The organism is Streptomyces sp. NP-1717 (genome assembly GCF_022695985.1).
In the GTDB taxonomy this organism is placed as follows: domain Bacteria; phylum Actinomycetota; class Actinomycetes; order Streptomycetales; family Streptomycetaceae; genus Streptomyces.
Genome location: NZ_JAAPBF010000020.1, coordinates 15590 through 36092, shown reverse-complemented (window position 1 = coordinate 36092; position 20503 = coordinate 15590). Strand labels below are relative to the sequence as shown.

Sequence of the window (20503 nt, the reverse complement as noted above, 5' to 3'; positions counted from 1 at the left end):
GTGTGCGAGCGGACGGCAGGCGAGTCGCGGCGCAATCACCCGTCTGCCGGGGGCGGGGCCGGGGACGGTACGGAGGCGGGCCCCGCGCCGGGCCCCGGCGCGGGGACGGTGCCCGGCGCCGGCGCCACGTCACGCAGCAGGTGCGTGAACGCCGCCTCGTCGATGATCGGCGTGCCGTACTCCGCCGCCTTCACCGTCTTCGACGTCGCCGACCCGGGATCGTTCGTCACGAGCACACTCGTCTTCCGGGAGACGCTGGTGGCCACATGCAGCCCCGCCTCGACGGCCCGGTCCTCCAGCAGCTCACGGTCGACCGACGTGTCACCCGAGAAGGCCACCCGCATCCCCTGCGCCAGCGGCTTGTCGCTCTCGTACCGCCCCGGGTTCGGATACGGACAGGCCGGGAGCCGGCGCGACGGGCGCCAGGTCGTCGGACGGTACGCCGGCTGACGGCCGATCAGCGGGGCCGCCGGGCCGTCCGACCACTCCGTGAGCGGCCGGCATTCGAGCAGCGGCAGCCGCACCCCGTCACGCGCCGCCGCGTGCAGGCTCGGCCGGAAGGCCTCCGCGAGCACCCGCGCGTCGTCCAGCGCGTGGTGGGCGCGCCGCTGCGCGACACCGAAGTGCTCGGCGAGCGTGGCCAACTTGTGGTTGGGCAGCGGCAGTCGGAGCTCCTTGGCGAGCGCGATCGTGCACAGCCGCTGGCGCGTGGGCGCGGTCGCCCTCGCGCGGGCGTACTCCCGCGAGATCATCGACCAGTCGAAGAACGCGTTGTGCGCGACGAGCACCCGGTCCGCGAGCCGCTCCGACAACTCCCGCTCGACATCCCTGAACAGCGGTGCGTCCGCCAGGACATCGGTCGTCAGCCCGTGGATCCAGACCGGCCCCGGATCCCGCTCGGGGTTGACCAGGGTGTACCAGTGGTCCTCGACATCGCCCCGCGCGTCCAGCCGGTACACCGCCGCGGACACTATCCGGTCGTCACGGGCGAGTCCGGTGGTCTCCACGTCGACGACCGCGTATCCCCGGGGATACGCGGCCGGCCACATCGCTGAAGTCGTGGGGTCGTCGAGCATGGTCACAGACAATACGGGCCGCGACTGACACTCCGTGACGCGCCTGCCCGGGGCCCGACACGGCCGCGGGTCAAGGGCGTTGACGGACCGTCCGGATCACCCCTTGGTGGAAGTCACCAAATTCGGCTGACAGGATGTCTCACATACTTGTCAGTAACAACATCTAGCCGGGGCCGCGCACCCGGCCCTACGGTGCTGACATGCCGCCGAACCTGCCCGATGTCGTGCTGTGGTCGATCCCCGCGTTCGTCCTGCTCACCCTGGTCGAAGTGGTGAGCTACCGGCTGCATCCCGACGAGGACGCCGCCGGGTACTCCGGCAAGGACGCGGCCACCAGCCTCTCCATGGGTCTCGGCAGCCTCGGCTTCGACCTCCTGTGGAAGATCCCCGTCGTGGCCATCTACACGGCGGCCTACGAGTTGACGCCGCTACGCGTCCCCGTTCTGTGGTGGACCATCCCCCTGATGCTGCTCGCGCAGGACTTCCTCTACTACTGGTCCCACCGCGGCCACCACGTCGTGCGGATCCTGTGGGCCTGCCACGTCGTGCACCACTCCAGCCGGAAGTTCAACCTCAGCACCGCGCTGCGCCAGCCCTGGACCTCGCTCACCGTCTGGCCGTTCTACCTCCCGTTCATCCTGCTCGGGGTGCATCCCGCGGCGCTCGCCTTCTGCTCGTCGGCCAATCTCGTCTACCAGTTCTGGGTGCACACCGAGCGGATCGACAAGCTGCCCCGGCCCTTCGAGTACGTCCTGAACACGCCCTCCCACCACCGGGTGCACCACGCCTCCCAAGGCGGTTACCTGGACCGGAACTTCGGCGGGATCCTGATCGTCTGGGACCGTCTCTTCGGCTCCTTCGCGGCGGAGACCGAACGGCCCGTCTTCGGGCTGACGAAGAACATAGAGACCTACAACCCGCTGCGGGTCGCCACCCACGAGTACGCGGCCATCGCACGCGACGTACGGGCGGCACGCGACTGGCGCGAACGGGCCGGACGGGTCTTCCGGGGACCGGGCTGGCAGCCCGAGTGAGCGCCCCGGTGGGCGGAACGGCGAGCCGCCACGTGACCGGACGGATCGGCGGACGGCTTCCGAAGGCGCTCCTGGTGGCCTTCGCCGTCGCCGTGTTCGCCGAACTCGTCTCGGTCGCCGTGGACTCCCGGACCGGTCAACTCCTCGCCAAGCCCCTGCTGATGCCGCTGCTCGCCGCGTACGTGGCCGCCCGGCGCGGACCCCGGCCGCTCGTCGCCGCGCTGCTCCTCGGCTGGGGCGGTGACGTCTTCCTGCTCTCGTCGGACGACGGGGCGTTCCTCGCCGGCATGGGCTGCTTCGCCGCCGGTCACCTCTGCTATCTGACGATCTTCGGCCGCCGCCGTACCCGCGCCGGCCTCGCCGCGGGATACGGCCTGCTGCTCCTTGTGACGCTCGCTCTGCTGTGGCCCGGCCTCCCGGCCGAACTGCGCGTCCCCGTGGCCGTGTACAGCCTCCTGCTGGCCGCCATGGCCTACCGGGCCAGCGGTCTGGGCCTGCTCGCCGGCGCGGGCGGCGCGCTCTTCCTGCTCTCCGACACGCTCATCGCCACCGGCGTCGCCGAGTGGCCGCAGCCGCCTGCCGCCGATCTGTGGATCATGCTGACCTACATCGCGGCGCAGGCCCTGCTGACGGCCGGAATCCTCACGGCCCCGCCCCGGACATGAGTGGGCGGGCCGCCCGTCCGGACGGCCCGCCCACCCACTCGGTCACACACTCACTCGGTCACACACTCACGCGAACGCTGTTACCAGCGGACGGCGTCCAGCGCGTCGACCACACCGGCTCCGTAGAAGCCGTTCTTGTTCTTGCCGCCCTCGCACACCGCGTCGACGGTGCCGTCACCGTCGATGTCGTACGGGTTGGTGCAGGACGTCGCGTCGGCCTGGGCGCTCAGCAACGTCTTCACCAGCCACGGCGAGGCGTACGGGTGCTTCGACTTGATCAGCGCCGCGACACCCGCCGCGTGCGGGGAAGCCATCGACGTACCGCCGCTGTAGCCGAAGCCACCACCGGGCAGCGTGCTCAGGATCAGGCCGTTGACCGCGGGCGCCTCCGGCGGCTGGTACGCCGTCCGGTCACCGCCGGGAGCGGCGACGTCGATGACCCCGAGACCGTAGTTGGAGTACGACGCCTTCAGGTTCTTCGCACCGGTCGCGGCGACCGTGACGACACCGGGCACCTGGGTCGGTATGTCCAGGCACTCCTTGGGGTCGATCACACGCTCGACGGGAGTGGTGTCGTTCGGGCTGGAGGTGTCCGTCAGTTCGTCGGCGGCCAGATCCATGTCGGAGTTGCCGGCGGCGGCGACGTTCACGACGCCCTTGCCCTCGGCGTACCGGGTCGCCCGCGTGACGGCGTCGGCCAGTGCCTTCTGGTCCGGGTCGTCCTCGCAGTTGAACAGCCACGGGTCGGTGTAATAGCTGTTGTTCGTCACATCGACGCCGTGCTCGGCGGCCCAGACGAAGCCGCAGACGACCGCCTCGGTGTAGAAGAAGCCGTCGGGCTGCGACACCTTGATGCCGGAGACCTTCACGCCCGGAGCGACGCCGGTGACACCGGTGCCGTTCTTGGCCGCGGCGATCGTGCCCGCGACGTGCGTGCCGTGGGTGCTCTCCCCGGCACCGGGACGCCAGGCGCCGTCCGCCGTGTCGGGCGTACCGCCCACACAGCTGACCGAGGCGCGGCGGTCGAAGTTCGGCGCGAGATCGGGGTGGGTGTCGTCGACACCCGTGTCGATCACACCGACCGTGACCTTGCTGCTGCCGAGCGACTTCTGGTGGGCCTTGTCGGCCTTGATGGCCGGCAGGGACCACTGAAGGGGCTCCAGCGCGTCCTGGTCCGCGGTCGCCTTCGCCTCGGCGGCCTTCGCCTCCTTGGCGGACAGCGGCTGCTCGGCCCCGATGTCCGTGGTGGTCTGGGCCGACAGCGGCTTCGTACGGGTGGCTCCCGCCGAAGCGACTCCCCGCACCTCGCGGATCGTCTTCCCGAATTCCGGGTTCTGCGAGTGGACGACGATGACACCTATCTGGTCATAGGCGATCACCACGGTCCCGCCGGCCTTCGCGATGGCCTTCTTCACCGATTTGACGGTGGAGTGCCCGCCGCTGGTGTTCACGACGTACGACAGCTTCGGGCCGTCCGTCGAGACGGTGGCCGCGGTGTCGTCGACGGGCGCCGCCGATGCCGCCCCTGTCGGCAGGAAGCCGAGGGAGGCGATGAGCGCCAGACCGACGGGCAGAGCCAGTGCGTGCCGCCGTCCGGATCTCAGATGAGCCATGGGTTCTCCACATCATCCGTGAGGCCGCCCCTGCGCATGCTGCGCAACGACGGGTACATGACGAGCGAAGCTATCGCTGATCATCCCTGCTCATCAATGATTTCGGTCAGAAAAACGCCACAGTTGAACCACTTCGACGCGCTCTCCGTGCCGTTGTCAGGGGGTGGAACAACATCACCCCCAGTCAGCGCCCGTACCGACCACCCCTACCGCACTCGCGTCACGAGGAGATTCCGTGGCTACCGATGGACCGCCGCCCAAGGGCGATTCGGACACCAGCACCCCCGCCCAGCCCACGACAGCCCAGTACGTCCAGGTCCAGGAGAGCCCGGAATTCGGTGAACTGCGCCGTACCTACCGCTCCTTCGCCTTCCCCCTGACCGTCGCCTTCATCGCCTGGTACCTGCTGTACGTCCTGCTGTCCAACTACGCCGGCGACTTCATGGGCACCAAGCTCTTCGGCAACATCAACGTCGCCTTCGTCTTCGGGCTCGGTCAGTTCGTCACCACCTTCCTCATCGCCTGGTTCTACTCGAAGTTCGCATCGCAGAAGCTCGACCCCAAGGGCGCGGCGATCAAGTCCCGTATGGAGGCCGACCTGTGAGCCCGACCATCCAGCTGAGCGAGGCCGCGGGAATCCATCTCGCCAACTCCGACGCCAGCGAGCACCGGCCCCTGATCATCACGCTCTTCGCCCTGTTCGTCATCGCGACCCTCGTCATCACCGTGTGGGCCGGCCGGCAGACCAAGAGCGCCGCCGACTTCTACGCGGGCGGACGGCAGTTCACCGCCTTCCAGAACGGACTCGCGGTCTCCGGCGACTACATGTCCGCCGCCTCCTTCCTCGGTATCGCCGGCGCCATCGCCCTGTTCGGATACGACGGCTTCCTCTACTCCATCGGCTTCCTCGTCGCCTGGCTCGTCGCGCTGCTGCTGGTCGCCGAACCGCTGCGCAACTCCGGCCGTTACACCATGGGCGACGTCCTCGCCTACCGGATGCGCCAGCGCCCCGTCCGTACGGCCGCCGGCGCCTCCACCATCGTCGTCTCGATCTTCTACCTGCTCGCGCAGATGGCGGGCGCGGGCGTGCTCGTCTCCCTGCTGCTCGGCATCACCAGCGACGCCGGCAAGATCCTGATCGTCGCCCTGGTCGGCATCCTGATGATCGTGTACGTCACCATCGGCGGCATGAAGGGCACCACCTGGGTCCAGATGGTCAAGGCCGTCCTGCTCATCGCGGGCACCCTGCTCATCACCTTCCTGGTGCTGCTCAAGTTCAACTTCAACGTCTCCGACCTGCTCGGATCCGCTGCCTCCAATAGCGGCAAGGGCGCGGCCTTCCTGGAGCCCGGACTCAAGTACGGCCTCACGGAGACCTCGAAGCTCGACTTCATCTCCCTGGGCATCGCGCTCGTCCTCGGCACCGCCGGTCTGCCGCACATCCTGATCCGCTTCTACACCGTGCCCACGGCCAAGGCCGCCCGTAAGTCCGTCAACTGGGCCATCGGCATCATCGGCGGCTTCTACCTGATGACGATCGCCCTCGGCTTCGGCGCCGCGGCGCTGCTCACGCCGAAGGAGATCACCGATTCCAACCCGGCGGGCAACACCGCCGCGCCACTGCTCGCGATGGAGATCGGCGGCGGCGGGGACTCGACCGGCGGCGCCATCCTGCTCGCCATCATCTCCGCGGTCGCCTTCGCCACCATCCTCGCGGTCGTGGCCGGTCTGACACTGGCGTCCTCGTCGTCGTTCGCGCACGACATCTACGCCAACGTCATCCGCCGCGGCAAGGCCACCGAGAAGGAGGAGGTCCGCGCGGCCCGCTACGCGACCGTCGCCATCGGCGTCGTCTCCATCGCGCTCGGCGCCCTCGCCCGTGACCTGAACGTCGCCGGTCTGGTGGCCCTCGCCTTCGCGGTCGCCGCCTCCGCCAACCTGCCGACCCTCCTCTACAGCCTCTTCTGGAAGAGGTTCACGACGACGGGCGCGCTCTGGTCGATCTACGGCGGTCTGTCCTCGTCCGTCCTGCTGGTGCTGTTCTCCCCGGTCGTCTCCAGCAAGCCCAGCTCGATGTTCCCGGGCGTCGATTTCGCGTTCTTCCCGCTGGAGAACCCTGGCCTGATCTCGATCCCGCTGGGCTTCCTGCTCGGCTGGCTGGGATCGCTCCTGTCCAAGGAGGAGCCGGACGTCAAGAAGTACGCCGAACTGGAGGTCAAGTCGCTCACGGGTACCGGAGCGCACTGAGCGTCTTCGCCGGAACGAGTGCCTTTGGCATGGCCGCGTCGTAGAGTCCTACGACGCGGCCATGCCGCTCCTCGTGGCAAACGGCCCCCGTCGTTGTCACAGGTCTGCCGTACGCTCGGAACAGGCATCACGAGGGAAGGGGACTCACAGTGCTCATCGACACCTACGGCCGTGTGGCGACCGATCTGAGAGTCTCGCTCACCGACAAGTGCAACCTGCGGTGCACGTACTGCATGCCGGAGGAGGGCCTGCAGTGGCTCGCGAAGCCCGATCTCCTCACCGACGACGAAATCGTCAGACTCGTCCGTATAGCCGTGACCCGGCTCGGCATCCGCGACGTCCGCTTCACCGGCGGGGAGCCGCTGCTGCGGCCCGGTCTCGTCGGCATCGTCGAGCGCTGCGCGGCCCTCACGCCCCGCCCCAGGATGTCGGTGACGACCAACGGCATCGGGCTGGGGCGCACGGCCGCGGCGCTCAAGGCCGCCGGCCTCGACCGCGTCAACGTCTCCCTCGACACCCTGCGCCGTGACGTCTTCAAGACCCTCACCAGGCGCGACCGTCACCAGGACGTGCTCGACGGCCTCGCCGCCGCGCGCGAGGCGGGGCTGACACCCGTCAAGGTCAACACCGTCCTGATGCCGGGGCTCAACGGCGACGAGGCCCCCGAGCTGCTCGCCTGGGCCGTCGCACACGGCTACGAGCTGCGCTTCATCGAGCAGATGCCGCTCGACGCCCAGCACGGCTGGAAGCGCGACGGGATGATCACCGCCGGCGACATCCTCCAGTCGCTGCGTACCCGCTTCACGCTCACCGAGGAGGGCGCCGGGGAGCGCGGATCCGCCCCGGCCGAGCGCTGGATCGTGGACGGCGGACCGCACCGGGTCGGCGTCATCGCCTCCGTCACCCGCCCGTTCTGCTCCGCCTGCGACCGCACCAGGCTCACCGCCGACGGTCAGGTGCGCACCTGTCTGTTCGCGCGTGAGGAGACCGACCTGCGCGCGGCCCTGCGGTCGGACGCCACGGACGAGTCCCTCGCGACGCTCTGGAAGCTGGCGATGTGGGGCAAGAAGGCGGGCTCCGGCCTGGACGACCCGGCGTTCCTCCAGCCCGACCGGCCCATGTCAGCCATCGGCGGCTGAGTGCTCCCGCTCCCAGTCGGCCAGGGCGACCACGTCCTTGAGGAAACCGCGGACGCCGAGGAACGACGACAGGTGTTCGCGGTGCTCGTCGCAGGCCAGCCAGGTCTTACGGCGCTCGGGCGTGTGCAGCTTGGGATTGTTCCAGGCCAGCACCCACACGGCCGCAGCACGGCAGCCCTTGGCCGAACAGACGGGTCCGTCGGGAGCGGAGCCGGAGTCGGAGCCGGAGAAGTCGAAGAGGTCCACGGCCTCAAGCCTAGGTGGTGACAGGAGTACACCCGCCGCCCGGTGAACTTCGGGGCAAACGGTCCGATCCCAGGAGAAAACGCATAAAAAGGGCGACGCCGAGCAGCCACGGGGGGAGCTGCCCGGCGTCGGTCCGTCGCTCCGACGGGGGATGCGGAGCGCCTACAAAGTATGTCACGGGTAGTGGCCTCAGGTGCACCGGAACTTCATGATTGATCTGAGCTTTTCTTGAGCTTTGATTTCGTGGCGCTTAAGTCCGCTCGCGCGGAGGGGCCGGCTGTTCGTAGTTCGCGGACCGCGCGCCGGATTCCGCTCCACCCGCCGCGGGGGCGGGAGCGATCATCGGCCGGATCTCCGGGCCGAGATGGGCCGACGGCAGCGAACGGGCCCTCTCCCGGCCCCCGTTGGCGATCACGACGGCCACATAGGGCAGCAGGATGCCCAGCACGAGGCCCGCGATCGCCACATAACGCTCAACATTCCACAGAACCACGGCCAGGATGATCCCGAGCGTGCGCACCAGCATGGAGATGACATAGCGCCGCTGTCTGCCGCGCACGTCCTCGTCGAGCCCCCGCCTCGCTCCCGTGATGTGGAAGACCTCGGCGCTGCGCTGCTTCCGCATCACGACCCACCATCCGATTCCCTCGCCGACCGTTCCCCGTGCCGGACCCGTCCAACGGTACGCCCGCCGTGCGCCGCCTACGAGAGGGGGGACCGCCCGACGCGGCGCACCGCGTCCCCGCCCGGCCACGTACGGCCCTGTTCCGCATGCGGCGTACACCGGACACACCCAGACTTGGCCCACATGCGCAGAGTGCGCCGCACGAGGAGGCGATCATGAGCTGGCTGTGGGCAATCATCGTGGGCCTGGTGCTCGGCCTGATCGCCAAAGCGATCATCCCCGGCAAACAGCAGATCCCCCTGTGGCTGACGACCGTGTTCGGAATCCTGGGCAGCATCCTCGGCAACGCGGCGGCGGGCTGGCTCGGAGTCGAGGACACCAAGGGCATCGACTGGACACGGCACGTGCTCCAGCTGATCGGCGCCATCCTCGTCGTGGGGGTGGGGGACATGCTCTGGTCGTCGATCCGGGGCGGCCGGAGCCGGGCCAGAGCCTCCAGATGACGACCGGGCCCCGGCGGCCCGGACACCACAGGCCCGACAGCGGTACGGCCCGGTACGCCATACGCGTACCGGGCCGTACCGCTGTCCTGTGACGGCACTGAGGTCCGCCGTCCGGTCAGGAGACCGGTTCCGCCGTGACCTCGACCGCGGCGAGGTTCTTCTTGCCACGGCGCAGCACCAGCCAGCGCCCGTGCAGCAACTCCCCGGCGTCCGGCACGGCTTCGGAGTCCGTGACCTTGACGTTGTTCACGTAGGCCCCGCCCTCCTTCACCGTGCGACGGGCCGCGGACTTGCTCGGCGCCAGCCCGACCTCCGTCAGCAGATCCACCACCGGCACCAGCTCGGCCACCCGCGCGTGCGGCACCTCGGACAGGGCCGCCGCCAGCGTCGCCGCGTCCAGCCCGGTCAGCTCACCCTGGCCGAACAGCGCCTTCGACGCCGCGACCACACCGGCGCACTGATCGGCGCCGTGGACCAGCGTCGTCAGCTCCTCGGCCAGCGCCCGCTGCGCCGCGCGGGCCTGCGGACGCTCCTCGGTCAGCTTCTCCAGCTCCTCGATCTCCGCACGGGACCTGAAGCTGAAGATCCGCAGGAACTTGGAGACGTCCCGGTCGTCAGCGTTCAGCCAGAACTGGTAGAACGCGTACGGTGTCGTGCGCCCGGCGTCCAGCCAGACCGTGCCGGACTCCGTCTTCCCGAACTTCGTGCCGTCCGCCTTGGTGATCAGCGGAGTCGCCAGCGCGTGCACCGACGCCTCGGGCTCGACCCGGTGGATCAGGTCCGTGCCCGCCGTCAGATTGCCCCACTGGTCACTGCCGCCGGTCTGGAGCGTGCAGCCGTAGCGCCGGTTCAGCTCCAGGAAGTCCATGCCCTGGAGGATCTGGTAGCTGAACTCGGTGTAGCTGATGCCCGCGTCGGAGTTCAGCCGCCGCGCGACCGCCTCCTTCGCGATCATCTTGTTGACCCGGAAGTACTTCCCGACGTCCCGCAGGAAGCCGATCGCCGACAGCCCCGACGTCCAGTCCAGGTTGTTGACCATGGTCGCCGCGTACGGACCCTCGAAGTCCAGGTACCGCTCGATCTGCCCGCGCAGCCGCCCCACCCACTCACCGACGACCTCGGGCTCGTTGAGCGTCCGCTCCGAGTTCGGCTTGGGGTCGCCGATCAGCCCCGTCGCCCCGCCGACCAGACCCAGCGGACGGTTCCCCGCCTGCTGGATCCGGCGCATGGTGAGGATCTGGACCAGATTCCCCAGGTGCAGGCTGGGCGCTGTCGGGTCGAAGCCGCAATAGAACGTGACGGGGCCGTCCGCGAACGCCTTGCGCAGTGCGTCCTCGTCGGTGGACAGGGCGATCAGCCCGCGCCACCTCAGCTCGTCGACGATATCCGTCACGTTTCTCGCGTCTCCTTCGATGAGTCAGGTCACTCCGCCGTCCGTGACGACGGAACGCCCCCGAGGTTATACGCCCCGGCTGACCGAACTCATATTGAAATCGGGCACCCGCAGGGCGGGCATCGCGGCCCGGGTGAAGTAGTCGCCCCACTCACGCGGCAGCGTCTTCTCCGTCCGTCCCGCCTCCGACGCCCGTGCCAGCAGACCGACCGGCGACTCGTTGAAGCGGAAGTTGTTCACCTCGCCGACGACCTCGCCGTCCTCGACCAGATAGACGCCGTCCCGGGTCAGCCCCGTCAGCAGCAGCGTCGCCGGATCGACCTCGCGGATGTACCACAGGCAGGTCAGCAGCAGCCCGCGCGAGGTGCCGGCGACCATCTCCTCCAGCGAACGCTCACCGCCGCCGTCCAGGATCAGATTGTCCACCGGAGGGGCCAGCGGCAGCCCGGTCAGCTCAGCGCTGTGCCGGGTGGTGATCAGCCGGTCCAGCTTGCCGTCCCGTACCCAGTCGGTCGCCAGGAGCGGCAGACCGTTGTCGAACACCGACGCGTCGTCGCCCGACGCGTGCGCGATCACGAACGGCGCGGATTCCAGGCCCGGTTCGTTCGGATCGCTGCGCAGCGACAGCGGCAGCTCGGCGAGGGTGTCGCCGACCCGGGTGCCGCCGCCGGGCTTGGAGAAGACCGTCCGGCCCTCGGCGGCGTCCCGCGCGGACGACGACCACAGCTGGTAGATCAGCAGGTCGGCCACCGCGGTGGGCGGCAGCAGCGTCTCGTACCGGCCCGCCGGCAGCTCGATCCGGCGCTCCGCCCAGGCGAGGCGCCGCGCCAGCTCCGCGTCGAGCGCCGCCGGGTCCACGTCCTTGAAGTCGCGCGTCGCCCGCCCCGCCCAGGCCGACCGCGACCGGTCGGGGGACTTGGCGTTCAGCTCCAGCGTGCCGTTGGGCTGGTCATGCCGGAGCCGTACGCCCGTGGACGTACCGAGATACGTCGACGTGTACTCGTGGTTGGCGAAGCCGTACAGCTCACGGCCGCCGGCCCGGGCACGCGCGAAGGACTCGCCGAGCGCGGGCGCGAAGTCCGCGAAGACCGCGGACGTCGTCTCGGCGGGACCGTCGGTGAAGTCCTCCGACGCCGCACCCGCCTCGACGAGCGGCCTGGCGTCCTCCGCAGGACCCGCGCCACGGGCGGCGGCCTCGGCGGCGCGCACCAGCGGCTCCAGCTCCTCGGCGGTGACGGCGGACCGGGACACCACACCGGAGGCGGTGCCCTCCTTGCCGTCGACGGTCGCGATGACGGTGAGCGTACGGCCCCGGGTCACGCCATTCGTCGTCAGCGCGTTGCCCGCCCAGCGCAGGTTGGCGGTCGACCGCTCCTCCGCGATGACCACGCAGCCGTCGGCGGCCGACAGGGCGAGGGCCCGCTCGACGATCTCGTGCGGCTTGCCACTGCTGCTCGTGTTCATCGTCCGGCCTCCTGCGTCGTGTTGAGGATGTTCACGCGGCGGAACAGGGCCGAGGGGCAGCCGTGGGAGACCGCCGCCACCTGGCCCGGCTGGGCCTTGCCGCAGTTGAAGGCGCCGCCGAGCACATACGTCTGCGGTCCGCCGACCGCCTCCATCGAGCCCCAGAAGTCCGTCGTCGTCGCCTGGTAGGCGACATCCCGCAACTGCCCGGCCAGCTTGCCGTTCTCGATCCGGAAGAACCGCTGCCCGGTGAACTGGAAGTTGTACCGCTGCATGTCGATCGACCACGAACGGTCGCCGACCACATAGATCCCGCGCTCCACACCGCCGATCAGATCCTCCGTGGCGAGCCCGCCAGGATCAGGCTTCAGCGACACGTTCGCCATGCGCTGCACCGGCACATGGCCGGGGGAGTCGCCGAACGCGCAGCCGTTGGAACGGTCGAAGCCCGTGAGCTTCGCGATCCGCCGGTCCAGCTGGTAGCCGACGAGCGTGCCGTCCTTGACGAGGTCCCACGACTGGGCCTCGACGCCCTCGTCGTCGTACCCGATCGTCGCCAGCCCGTGCTCCGCCGTCCGGTCACCCGTCACATTCATGATCGACGAGCCGTACGCCAGCTTCCCCAGCTGGTCGAAGGTGGCGAAGGACGTGCCCGCGTACGCCGCCTCGTACCCCAGCGCCCGGTCCAGCTCCGTCGCGTGCCCGATCGATTCGTGGATCGTCAGCCAGAGGTTCGACGGGTCGACGACCAGGTCGTACGTCCCCGCCTCGACGCTCGGCGCGCGCATCTTCTCGGCGAGCAGCGCCGGGATCCGCTCCAGCTCGGAGTCCCAGTCCCAGCCGGTGCCCGTCAGGTACTCCCAGCCCCGGCCGGCCGGGGGCGCGATCGTGCGCATCGAGTCGAACTCGCCGCTCTCGCCGTCCACGGCGACCGCCGAAAGCTGCGGGTGCAGCCTGACGCGCTGCTGCGTGGTGACGGTGCCCGCCGTGTCCGCGTAGAACTTGTTCTCGTGGACGGTCAGCAGCGAGGCGTCCACGTGCGCGACGCCCTCCCCGCGCAGCAACCGCGCGCTCCACTCCGCGAGAAGACCGGTCTTGTCCTCGTCCGGCACCCCGAACGGGTCGATGTCGTACGCCGACACCCACGTCTTCTCCGCGTGCACCGGCTCGTCTGCCAGCTCCACGCGCTCGTCCGAACCCGCCGCCGCGATCACCTTCGCCGACAACTTGGCCATCGCCACGGCCTGTCCGGCGACCCGGGCCGCCGCGTCCATCGTCAGATCGACCCCGGAGGCGAACCCCCAGGCGCCACCGTGCACGACCCGCACCGCGAACCCGACGTCGGTCGAGTCCGAGGACCCGGCGGGTTTGGCGTCCCGCAGCCGCCAGGCCGCGCTCCGTACCCGCTCGAACCGGAAGTCGGCATGATCGGCACCCAGCGCACGCGCCCTGGCGAGCGCCGCGTCGGCGAGCGCCCTCAGCGGCAGTGCCAGAAACGACTGATCCACCTCATGGGGCACGTCGGCCTCCCTTTCACACGCCTCGGTAAAGGTGTCCGCAGTGAATCATGCGGTACGGAGGGGAATTTCGCCGCGTTTATGTAGAGACCCCACAGTGACCGTCCCGAGGCCCTGTCAATGCCCGAGTCCACGTACCGGCGGATCGACCGATAGGTTCTCCAGGACCAGACAGCTACGAAAGGTGCTCCGTTGAGCCGCTCCGTTCTCGTCACCGGAGGAAACCGGGGCATCGGCCTTGCCATTGCCCTGGCCTTCGTCGGCAACGGCGACAAGGTCGCCATCACCTACCGCACGGGCGAACCGCCCGAGGCCCTCACGGAGGCGGGTGCCCTCGCCGTCCGGTGCGACATCACCGACGCCGAGCAGGTGGAGCAGGCATACAAGGAGATCGAGGAGACGCACGGTCCCGTGGAGGTGCTGGTCGCCAACGCCGGTGTCACCAAGGACCAGTTGCTGATGCGGATGTCGGAGGACGACTTCACCTCCGTCCTCGACACCAACCTCACCGGCACCTTCCGCGTCGTCAAGCGCGCCAACCGCGGCATGCTGCGCGCCAAGCGCGGCCGCGTCGTGCTCATCTCCTCCGTGGTCGGGCTGCTCGGCTCGGCGGGCCAGGCGAACTACGCCGCCTCGAAGGCCGGGCTTGTCGGCTTCGCCCGCTCGCTCGCCCGTGAACTCGGCTCGCGCAACATCACTTTCAACGTCGTCGCGCCCGGTTTCGTCGACACCGACATGACCAAGGTGCTCACCGACGAGCAGCGCGCGAAGATCGTCGCCAATGTCCCCCTCGGCCGTTACGCGCTGCCCGAGGAGGTCGCGGCCGCGGTTCGCTTCCTCGCCTCGGACGACGCCGCGTACATCACTGGAGCCGTCATTCCCGTTGACGGCGGATTGGGCATGGGTCACTGATCACATGAGTGGAATCCTCGCCGGCAAGCGCATTCTCATCACCGGCGTCCTCACCGACTCCTCCATCGCCTTCCACGCCGCCAAGATCGCGCAGGAGGAAGGCGCGGAGGTCATCCTCACCGGCTACGGGCGCCTCTCGCTCGTCGAACGCATCGCCAAGCGGCTGCCCAAGCCCGCCCCCGTCATCGAGGTGGACGTCACCAACCAGGAGCACCTGGACTCCCTCGCGGACAAGATCCGTGAGCACCAGGGCGAGGGCGCGAGCCTCGACGGTGTCGTGCACTCGATCGCCTTCGGTCCGCAGGGCGTCTTCAACTTCCTGGAGGCGGAGTGGGAGGACGTCGGCACGGCGGTGCATGTCTCGGCGTACTCGCTCAAGTCGCTGACCATGGCCTGTCTGCCGCTGATGGAGCGGGGCGGCTCGGTCGTCGGGCTCACCTTCGACGCGCAGTTCGCCTGGCCCAAGTACGACTGGATGGGCGTCGCCAAGGCTGCGCTCGAATCCACCAACCGCTACCTCGCGCGTGACCTGGGCGACCGGAACATCCGCTGCAACCTCATCTCGGCGGGTCCCATCAAGTCGATGGCCGCCAAGTCCATTCCGGGCTTCGAGGACCTGGCCGACGTGTGGAACCACCGCGCGCCGATCGGCTGGGACCTGGCCGACCCGGAGCCGACGGGCCGCGGTGTCGTCGGGCTGCTGTCGGACTTCTTCCCGAAGACGACGGGCGAGATCGTCCACGTCGACGGCGGTGTCCACATGATGGGCGCCTGACCGCGACGGATACGGATCGAGGGAGCCGCGTGACCGCCGGGGGGCGGCACGCGGCTCCCTCGCGTCGTGGGACGTGAGTGCTCACCGTACGTAGCCGTCCGAGTCGATAACAGTGACGACTCCCCGCACACTGATCGGGGAGGAGGTGTCGCTGTGTACCGGAAAGCACGCAAGGTGGCCGCCTCGCTGACCGTGGCGGTCCTGATCGTGCTGGGTCTCGCCGTCACCGCCGTCGTACGGGACGACCCGTCGCCCCCGGTGAGGAACAGGACGTCGGTGGCGGACGCCGGCACTGTCGGGCGGGCGGCGGCGGATGCCGGCGGCGGCCGCGGCGGCCGTGGCCGCGACCCGTTCGGGGCCTCCTGCCGTACGACGATCGAGGGCTCGTCGGTGACCGCGCACTGCCACAACCCGTACCCCGGGACCGACCGCCTCCGGCTGCACGTGGAGTGCGCGCGCTGGTGGGATGTCGACTCCGACAGCGCCCCCACGGAGGCCGGGCCCGCGCGCCACGTCCGGCTCACCGGACGCTGCTGGAAGGAAGTCGACTCGGCCTGGGTCAGCCACGCCCGCGTCGAGCCCTGAGCCCGCCCGGGTGAGGCGGTCGGGCGGGCTCAGGCTGTTTCGCGCAGACACGTGAACGCGTGGCTCGCCGCCTCCGCGCCCGCCGTCTCCTTGTCCCCGGCCCTGATCGCCGCCACCAGCCGCGCGTGGTCCAGATGGAACGCCGGCCGCAGCTCGCGTCCCACATCGGCGCGCAGTCCGTCGCGCATCAGCTCGCTCAGGTCCGCGTAGAGCGCGGTGAGCACCTCGTTGTGCGAGGCCGAGACCACCGCGAGGTGCAGGGTCGCGTCGGCGGCCACGAACAGCTCGGCGTCCCCGCCGGCCCACGCCTCCTCGCGGCGCGCCAGCAGCGTCTCCAGCTGCCGCATCTCCCGCTCCGTACGCCGCTCGGCCGCCAGCCGCGCCGCCGACGCTTCCAGGGTGGAGCGCACCTCCGCGATGTGCCGGGCGTCGGCGTCGGCGAACCGGCGGTGCATCACCCCCGCAAGTTCGCTGGTGGCGACGACATAGGTGCCCGAGCCCTGCCGGATGTCCAGGAGCCCGTTGTGCGCCAGCGCGCGGACCGCCTCGCGGACGGTGTTGCGGGCCACCCCCAGCTGCTCGACCAGCTCGGGCTCGGTCGGGATGCGCGAGCCCACCGGCCACTCGCCCGACGTGATCTGGGTCCGCAGCTCGGTGATCACCTGATCGGAGAGCGCGGATCGCCGGGGGGAGGTCAGGGCCATGGTGCTCCAGGTTCTCGGTGCCGGGACGACGGAGTCGGCTGTCGCGGGATTGGACAACCAATCATCCCATGATTCTATGATGGCTCCATGCTTGACGAGACCACGACCCCGCTCACGCCCCGGGAGGACATCGCGCCCGCGCCCGCCGATTCTCCCGCACCGTCCCCGTCACCCCGGACGACCGTGTGGCTGACCCGGCTGCTCGTCGTCGGACTCGTCCTCGCCGCCGTCAATCTCCGCCCCGCCATCACCAGCCTCGGGGCCCTGCTCGAAGACGTCCGCGCCGGACTCCATATGAGCGGCAGCGTCGCCGGGGTCCTCACCTCCGTCCCGGCCCTCTGTTTCGCCGTCTTCGGCGTCACGGCCCCGCGCCTGGCCCGCCGCTTCGGTCCCGGCGCGGTCGTCTGCGCCGGCATGGTGGCCATCACGGCCGGTCTGCTGATACGCCCCTTCACCAACGGCACTGCCGCCTTCCTCGCGGCGAGCGCGCTCGCGCTGATGGGCATAGCCGTCAGCAACGTGCTGATGCCGGTGATCGTCAAGCGGTACTTCCCCGACCGGGTCGGCACCATGACCGGCCTCTACTCCATGTCGCTGTCCGCCGGAACGGCGGTGGCCGCCGCCGCGACCGTCCCCATGACCGCCGCGCTGGGCGGCAGTTGGCGTCTGGGTCTCGGTCTGTGGGCCGTCGTCGCGGCCGTCGCCGTACTGCCCTGGGCGGCGCTCCTCGTACGCGACCGGAGGAGCGCCGCGACCACGGCCGGCGGCGAGGAGGAGCGGAAGCAGGCGCCGGCCCCCGCGCCGGCCCCGAGGATCGCCCGCAGCCCCACCGCCTGGGCGCTCGGCACGTTCTTCGGCCTCCAGGCCACGGGCGCCTACATCACCATGGGGTGGATGCCGCAGATCTTCCGCGACGCGGGGGTCCCGGCCGGTACGGCGGGGCTGCTGCTCGCGGTCACCATGGTGATGGGTGTCCCGCTCGCCTTCGTGATCCCGCGGCTGGCCACCCGGATGAGGAACCAGGGCCCGATCGTCATCGCCCTCGGCGCCTGCGGTCTGACCGGATACGCGGGCCTCTTCCTCGCGCCCGCCGCCGGGGCCTGGCTGTGGGCGCTCCTGCTGGGCATCTCCAACTGCGCCTTCCCGCTCGCGCTCACGATGATCGGCATGCGCGCGAGGACCGGCCCCGGGGTCGTACGGCTGTCCGCGTTCGCGCAGAGCACCGGCTATCTGATCTCCATTCCCGGGCCGCTGCTGGTGGGCGTGCTCTACCAGCACAGCGGCGGCTGGGAGCTGCCGATCACGCTGATGGCGGGGCTGATGGTGCCGCAGATCGTGCTGGGGGTCGTGGCGGGCCGGGACCGGACGATCGAGGACGAGTGCTGAGATGAGAAACTGGACGCATGCCAGTCCTTGACCCGAATCCCCAGAACGGCCAGAAGAAACTGCTGCTGATGTTCGGCACGATCATCGGCATCATGGTCGTGATCGCCGTCATCGCCTCGATCGCCTCGCCCTGAGCCCCTCCTTTCTCGGGGCTCGGTTCGCCTCCGGGCGCTTCAAGCCCCTGTCGGCGGTCGACCGTGCTCAGCCCCGCGTTCCTCGGGGCCTCCGCGCGCTCTCCCTTTCGACGGGGGCGCGCCCTTCGGCTCACTCGCCCGAGAGTTCCAGGGCGGCCGGGGTGGTGCTGGCACCACCCTCCCCTAGGGGGCCAGGGTCAGGGTCAAGTGGGTGGGTCTCCGGATGGGAGCGGGGGCGGCTGATCCGTAGCTTTGAGCTACCTCAACCGCAGACATACGGAGGCGGCCATGGCGGCCCCTACGCACACCCGGTCCCACCGCCCGTCCCCCGACACCGTCGAGATCCGTCTCCCCTGGTGGGCCATCGCGCTCCCCGCGATCGCGTTCGCCGCGCTTCTGCTGCTGATGGCCGGTCCCGGGCAGGCCAACGCCGCCGCGGGCGACCCGGGCGTCGGCCGGGTCGTGCACCAGATCCAGCAGACCCTCGCCCGGTAGTCCGGGGCGGGTCACCCCTCCAACACCCCGCGCCTGACGGCGCATTTCGTGCGAAGCTGGGATGCATGAGCGTCGAAACACCCCGCAGGATTGTCCTACTCCGGCACGCGAAGGCCGACTGGCCCGACGTGGCCGACCACGAGAGGCCGCTCGCCGAGCGAGGCCGCGCGGACGCCCCGGTGGCCGGCCGCCGGCTCGCGGAGACCGGTATCGCGTTCGACCTGGCTCTCTGTTCGACGGCGGCCCGCACGCGCGAGACCTGGAAGCTGGCGGTGCACGAACTGCCTCAGCGCCCCAGGACCGTGTACGAGGACCGGCTGTACGACGCGACGCTCGGCGATCTCCTGGCGCTGCTCACCGAGACGTCGGACGAGGTGAACGACCTCCTTCTGATCGGCCACAACCCCGGTATGCACGCCCTCGCCGACGCCCTCTCGGCCCGTGCCGAGGGTGACGCGCTGGGCCGCATGACCGCGAGCGCGTTCCCGACCTCGGCGTTCGCCGTCATCGCTTTCACCGGCTCGTGGAAGACCGTGGAGCCCGACGTGGGGACACTGCTCGAATACTGGGCCCCGCACGACTGACCGGTTCCCCTCCTTGCCCCGACCCGTCAGCTCCTTCGACCGCCCCAACTGCCTTGACGACGAAGCCCCGGCACGGTGTGCGTGCCGGGGCTTCGTGCCGGGTGCGTACAGACGGCGGGCGGGCTCAGACGGACGGGCCCTCGGCCCCCTCCACCTCTTCGACCTCTTCGCGTGTGATGCCCAGCAGATAGAGCACCGTGTCCAGGAACGGCACGTTCACCGCCGTGTCCGCGGCCCTGCGGACCACCGGCTTGGCGTTGAAGGCGACCCCGAGCCCGGCCGCGTTCAGCATGTCGAGATCGTTCGCGCCGTCGCCGATCGCCACGGTCTGGGACAGCGGCACCCCGGCCTCGGTGGCGAACCGGCGCAGCAGCCTGGCCTTGCCCGCCCGGTCGACGATCTCGCCCACGACCCGGCCGGTGAGTTTCCCGTCCACTATCTCCAGGGTGTTCGCCGAGGCGAAGTCCAGCCCGAGCTGGTCCTTCAGCGCGTCGGTCACCTGGGTGAACCCGCCGGAGACGACGCCCACTTGGTAGCCGAGCCGCTTGAGCGTACGGATCAGGGTGCGGGCGCCGGGCGTGAGGCGTACCTCGGTACGTACCTTCTCCACCACCGACGCGTCGAGCCCGGCGAGCAGCGCCACGCGCGCGTGCAGCGACTGCTCGAAGTCCAGCTCCCCGGCCATGGCCCGGGCCGTCACCTCGGCGACCTGCTCCTCGCACCCCGCGTGCGCGGCGAACAGCTCGATGACCTCGTCCTGGATGAGGGTCGAGTCGACGTCCATCACGATCAGCCGCTGCGCCCGGTGGTGCAGCCCGGCCGAGACGACGGCGACGTCCACCCCGATCTCGGCGGCCTCGGTCGCCAGCGCCGTGCGCAGCGGTTCGGTCTCGGTGCCCGACACCGCGAACTCCACGGCGGTGACGGGGTACTTCGCCAGCCGGAAGATACGGTCGATGTTCCCGCCGGTCGAGGTGATGCGGGCGGCGATGGCCGCTGTCGACTCGGCGGTCAGCGGATGCCCGAGCACGGTGACATGGGAACGGCCGCTGCCGCGCGGCCTGTTGTCGCCGGTCCCGGAGATGATCTCGGCCTGGAGCTTCAGGGACTCGGCCCAGCTGTGGACGGTCGCGCGCAGTTCGCCCTCGGCGCCGCCGTCGCTACCCGGCGAGGTGACGAGCGCGCACAGGACGATACGGCCACGGGTGACGACCTGCTCGATGTCTATGACGTCGAGCGAGTAGGCGGCGAGGGTGTCGAAGAGGCCGGCGGTGATCCCCGGGCGGTCTTTCCCGAAGATCTTGACGAGAAGAGTGGGGGCGGCGTCAGTGGTCTGACGGGGCTGCGATGCGCTCATGGTGATTCCACCGTATCGGGAGTGACGCGTGGGGCGACCTGGCGTCCCG

Annotated in this window: 22 protein-coding genes; 13 read left to right on the top strand and 9 right to left on the bottom strand. The window is 70.0% G+C overall.

Annotation, left to right across the window (positions count from 1 at the left end):
• Positions 1–35: 35 nt before the first annotated feature.
• Positions 36–1082, bottom strand: a complete 1047-nt coding sequence (locus GXP76_RS06925; RefSeq protein ID WP_242570532.1) for a DEDDh family exonuclease — start codon at positions 1080–1082, stop codon at positions 36–38.
• Between the two features lie 194 nt (positions 1083–1276).
• Here GXP76_RS06925 and GXP76_RS06920 point away from each other — a divergent pair, with 194 nt between their 5' ends.
• Both GXP76_RS06920 and GXP76_RS06915 read left to right on the top strand, forming a co-directional pair.
• Entirely contained in the window at positions 1277–2110 is an 834-nt protein-coding gene (locus GXP76_RS06920; RefSeq protein ID WP_242570531.1) for a sterol desaturase family protein, read from the top strand.
• A 32-nt stretch (positions 2111–2142) separates the two neighbouring features.
• Positions 2143–2775: a lysoplasmalogenase gene (locus GXP76_RS06915; RefSeq protein WP_242570530.1), complete on the top strand. Its 633-nt coding sequence runs from the start codon at positions 2143–2145 to the stop codon at positions 2773–2775.
• Between the two features lie 80 nt (positions 2776–2855).
• Here GXP76_RS06915 and GXP76_RS06910 read toward each other — a convergent pair whose 3' ends face one another.
• Positions 2856–4388 (bottom strand): S8 family serine peptidase, encoded by a 1533-nt coding sequence (locus tag GXP76_RS06910; protein WP_242570529.1) that lies wholly within the window; start codon positions 4386–4388, stop codon positions 2856–2858.
• Between the two features lie 235 nt (positions 4389–4623).
• Here GXP76_RS06910 and GXP76_RS06905 point away from each other — a divergent pair, with 235 nt between their 5' ends.
• The 3 genes from GXP76_RS06905 to moaA all read left to right on the top strand — a co-directional run bounded on the left by GXP76_RS06905 (position 4624) and on the right by moaA (position 7774).
• A complete protein-coding gene (locus tag GXP76_RS06905; protein WP_242570528.1) occupies positions 4624–4992 on the top strand; it encodes a DUF485 domain-containing protein in 369 nt (122 codons plus the stop codon).
• Positions 4989–6635: a cation acetate symporter gene (locus tag GXP76_RS06900; RefSeq protein ID WP_374360007.1), complete on the top strand. Its 1647-nt coding sequence runs from the start codon at positions 4989–4991 to the stop codon at positions 6633–6635. Before GXP76_RS06905 ends, GXP76_RS06900 begins: the two co-directional genes overlap by 4 nt.
• A gap of 149 nt (positions 6636–6784) precedes the next feature.
• On the top strand, positions 6785–7774 hold the full coding sequence (gene moaA / locus GXP76_RS06895; RefSeq protein WP_242570527.1) for a GTP 3',8-cyclase MoaA: 990 nt from the start codon (positions 6785–6787) through the stop codon (positions 7772–7774).
• Here the strand turns inward: moaA and GXP76_RS06890 are convergent.
• Both GXP76_RS06890 and GXP76_RS06885 read right to left on the bottom strand, forming a co-directional pair.
• Positions 7757–8020, bottom strand: a complete 264-nt coding sequence (locus GXP76_RS06890; protein ID WP_242570526.1) for a hypothetical protein — start codon at positions 8018–8020, stop codon at positions 7757–7759. The genes moaA and GXP76_RS06890 overlap by 18 nt on opposite strands.
• Before the next feature lie 250 nt (positions 8021–8270).
• Positions 8271–8645 (bottom strand): DUF3099 domain-containing protein, encoded by a 375-nt coding sequence (locus GXP76_RS06885; RefSeq protein ID WP_242570525.1) that lies wholly within the window; start codon positions 8643–8645, stop codon positions 8271–8273.
• Between the two features lie 215 nt (positions 8646–8860).
• Between GXP76_RS06885 and GXP76_RS06880 the strand changes: the two genes are divergently transcribed.
• Entirely contained in the window at positions 8861–9148 is a 288-nt protein-coding gene (locus GXP76_RS06880; RefSeq protein ID WP_242570524.1) for a GlsB/YeaQ/YmgE family stress response membrane protein, read from the top strand.
• A gap of 115 nt (positions 9149–9263) precedes the next feature.
• Here the strand turns inward: GXP76_RS06880 and tyrS are convergent, their stop codons facing one another.
• The 3 genes from tyrS to GXP76_RS06865 form a co-directional block, all read right to left on the bottom strand.
• On the bottom strand, positions 9264–10541 hold the full coding sequence (gene tyrS, locus GXP76_RS06875; RefSeq protein WP_242570523.1) for a tyrosine--tRNA ligase: 1278 nt from the start codon (positions 10539–10541) through the stop codon (positions 9264–9266).
• A 66-nt stretch (positions 10542–10607) separates the two neighbouring features.
• Positions 10608–12005, bottom strand: a complete 1398-nt coding sequence (locus GXP76_RS06870; RefSeq protein WP_242570522.1) for a metallopeptidase TldD-related protein — start codon at positions 12003–12005, stop codon at positions 10608–10610.
• Positions 12002–13525 (bottom strand): TldD/PmbA family protein, encoded by a 1524-nt coding sequence (locus GXP76_RS06865; protein ID WP_242570521.1) that lies wholly within the window; start codon positions 13523–13525, stop codon positions 12002–12004. The genes GXP76_RS06870 and GXP76_RS06865 overlap by 4 nt, the downstream gene beginning before the upstream one ends.
• Positions 13526–13714: 189 nt before the next feature.
• Here GXP76_RS06865 and fabG point away from each other — a divergent pair, with 189 nt between their 5' ends.
• The 3 genes from fabG (at position 13715) to GXP76_RS06850 (ending at position 15794) form a co-directional block, all read left to right on the top strand.
• Positions 13715–14434, top strand: coding sequence for a 3-oxoacyl-[acyl-carrier-protein] reductase (fabG, locus tag GXP76_RS06860; RefSeq protein ID WP_242570520.1), 720 nt, complete (start codon positions 13715–13717; stop codon positions 14432–14434).
• Between the two features lie 4 nt (positions 14435–14438).
• Complete coding sequence (gene fabI / locus GXP76_RS06855; protein ID WP_242570519.1) at positions 14439–15209, top strand: enoyl-ACP reductase FabI; 771 nt, start codon at positions 14439–14441, stop codon at positions 15207–15209.
• A gap of 153 nt (positions 15210–15362) precedes the next feature.
• Positions 15363–15794 (top strand): hypothetical protein, encoded by a 432-nt coding sequence (locus GXP76_RS06850; protein WP_242570518.1) that lies wholly within the window; start codon positions 15363–15365, stop codon positions 15792–15794.
• A gap of 29 nt (positions 15795–15823) precedes the next feature.
• On the opposite strand, the gene GXP76_RS06845 is transcribed toward GXP76_RS06850, so the two are convergent.
• On the bottom strand, positions 15824–16498 hold the full coding sequence (locus GXP76_RS06845; protein ID WP_242570517.1) for a FadR/GntR family transcriptional regulator: 675 nt from the start codon (positions 16496–16498) through the stop codon (positions 15824–15826).
• A gap of 87 nt (positions 16499–16585) precedes the next feature.
• Here GXP76_RS06845 and GXP76_RS06840 point away from each other — a divergent pair, with 87 nt between their 5' ends.
• The 4 genes from GXP76_RS06840 (at position 16586) to GXP76_RS06830 (ending at position 19097) form a co-directional block, all read left to right on the top strand.
• A complete protein-coding gene (locus tag GXP76_RS06840) occupies positions 16586–17884 on the top strand; it encodes an MFS transporter (RefSeq protein WP_242570516.1) in 1299 nt (432 codons plus the stop codon).
• Positions 17885–17901: 17 nt separating this feature from the next.
• Entirely contained in the window at positions 17902–18018 is a 117-nt protein-coding gene (locus GXP76_RS35540; RefSeq protein ID WP_023542633.1) for an SGM_5486 family transporter-associated protein, read from the top strand.
• Between the two features lie 288 nt (positions 18019–18306).
• Complete coding sequence (locus tag GXP76_RS06835) at positions 18307–18513, top strand: hypothetical protein (protein WP_078078010.1); 207 nt, start codon at positions 18307–18309, stop codon at positions 18511–18513.
• A 65-nt stretch (positions 18514–18578) separates the two neighbouring features.
• Positions 18579–19097, top strand: coding sequence for a histidine phosphatase family protein (locus GXP76_RS06830; RefSeq protein WP_242570515.1), 519 nt, complete (start codon positions 18579–18581; stop codon positions 19095–19097).
• 124 nt (positions 19098–19221) lie between these two features.
• Here the strand turns inward: GXP76_RS06830 and serB are convergent, their stop codons facing one another.
• The gene (serB, locus tag GXP76_RS06825; RefSeq protein ID WP_242570514.1) at positions 19222–20454 is read right to left on the bottom strand and encodes a phosphoserine phosphatase SerB; all 1233 of its coding nucleotides are present in this window, start codon (positions 20452–20454) and stop codon (positions 19222–19224) included.
• Positions 20455–20503: the final 49 nt, after the last annotated feature.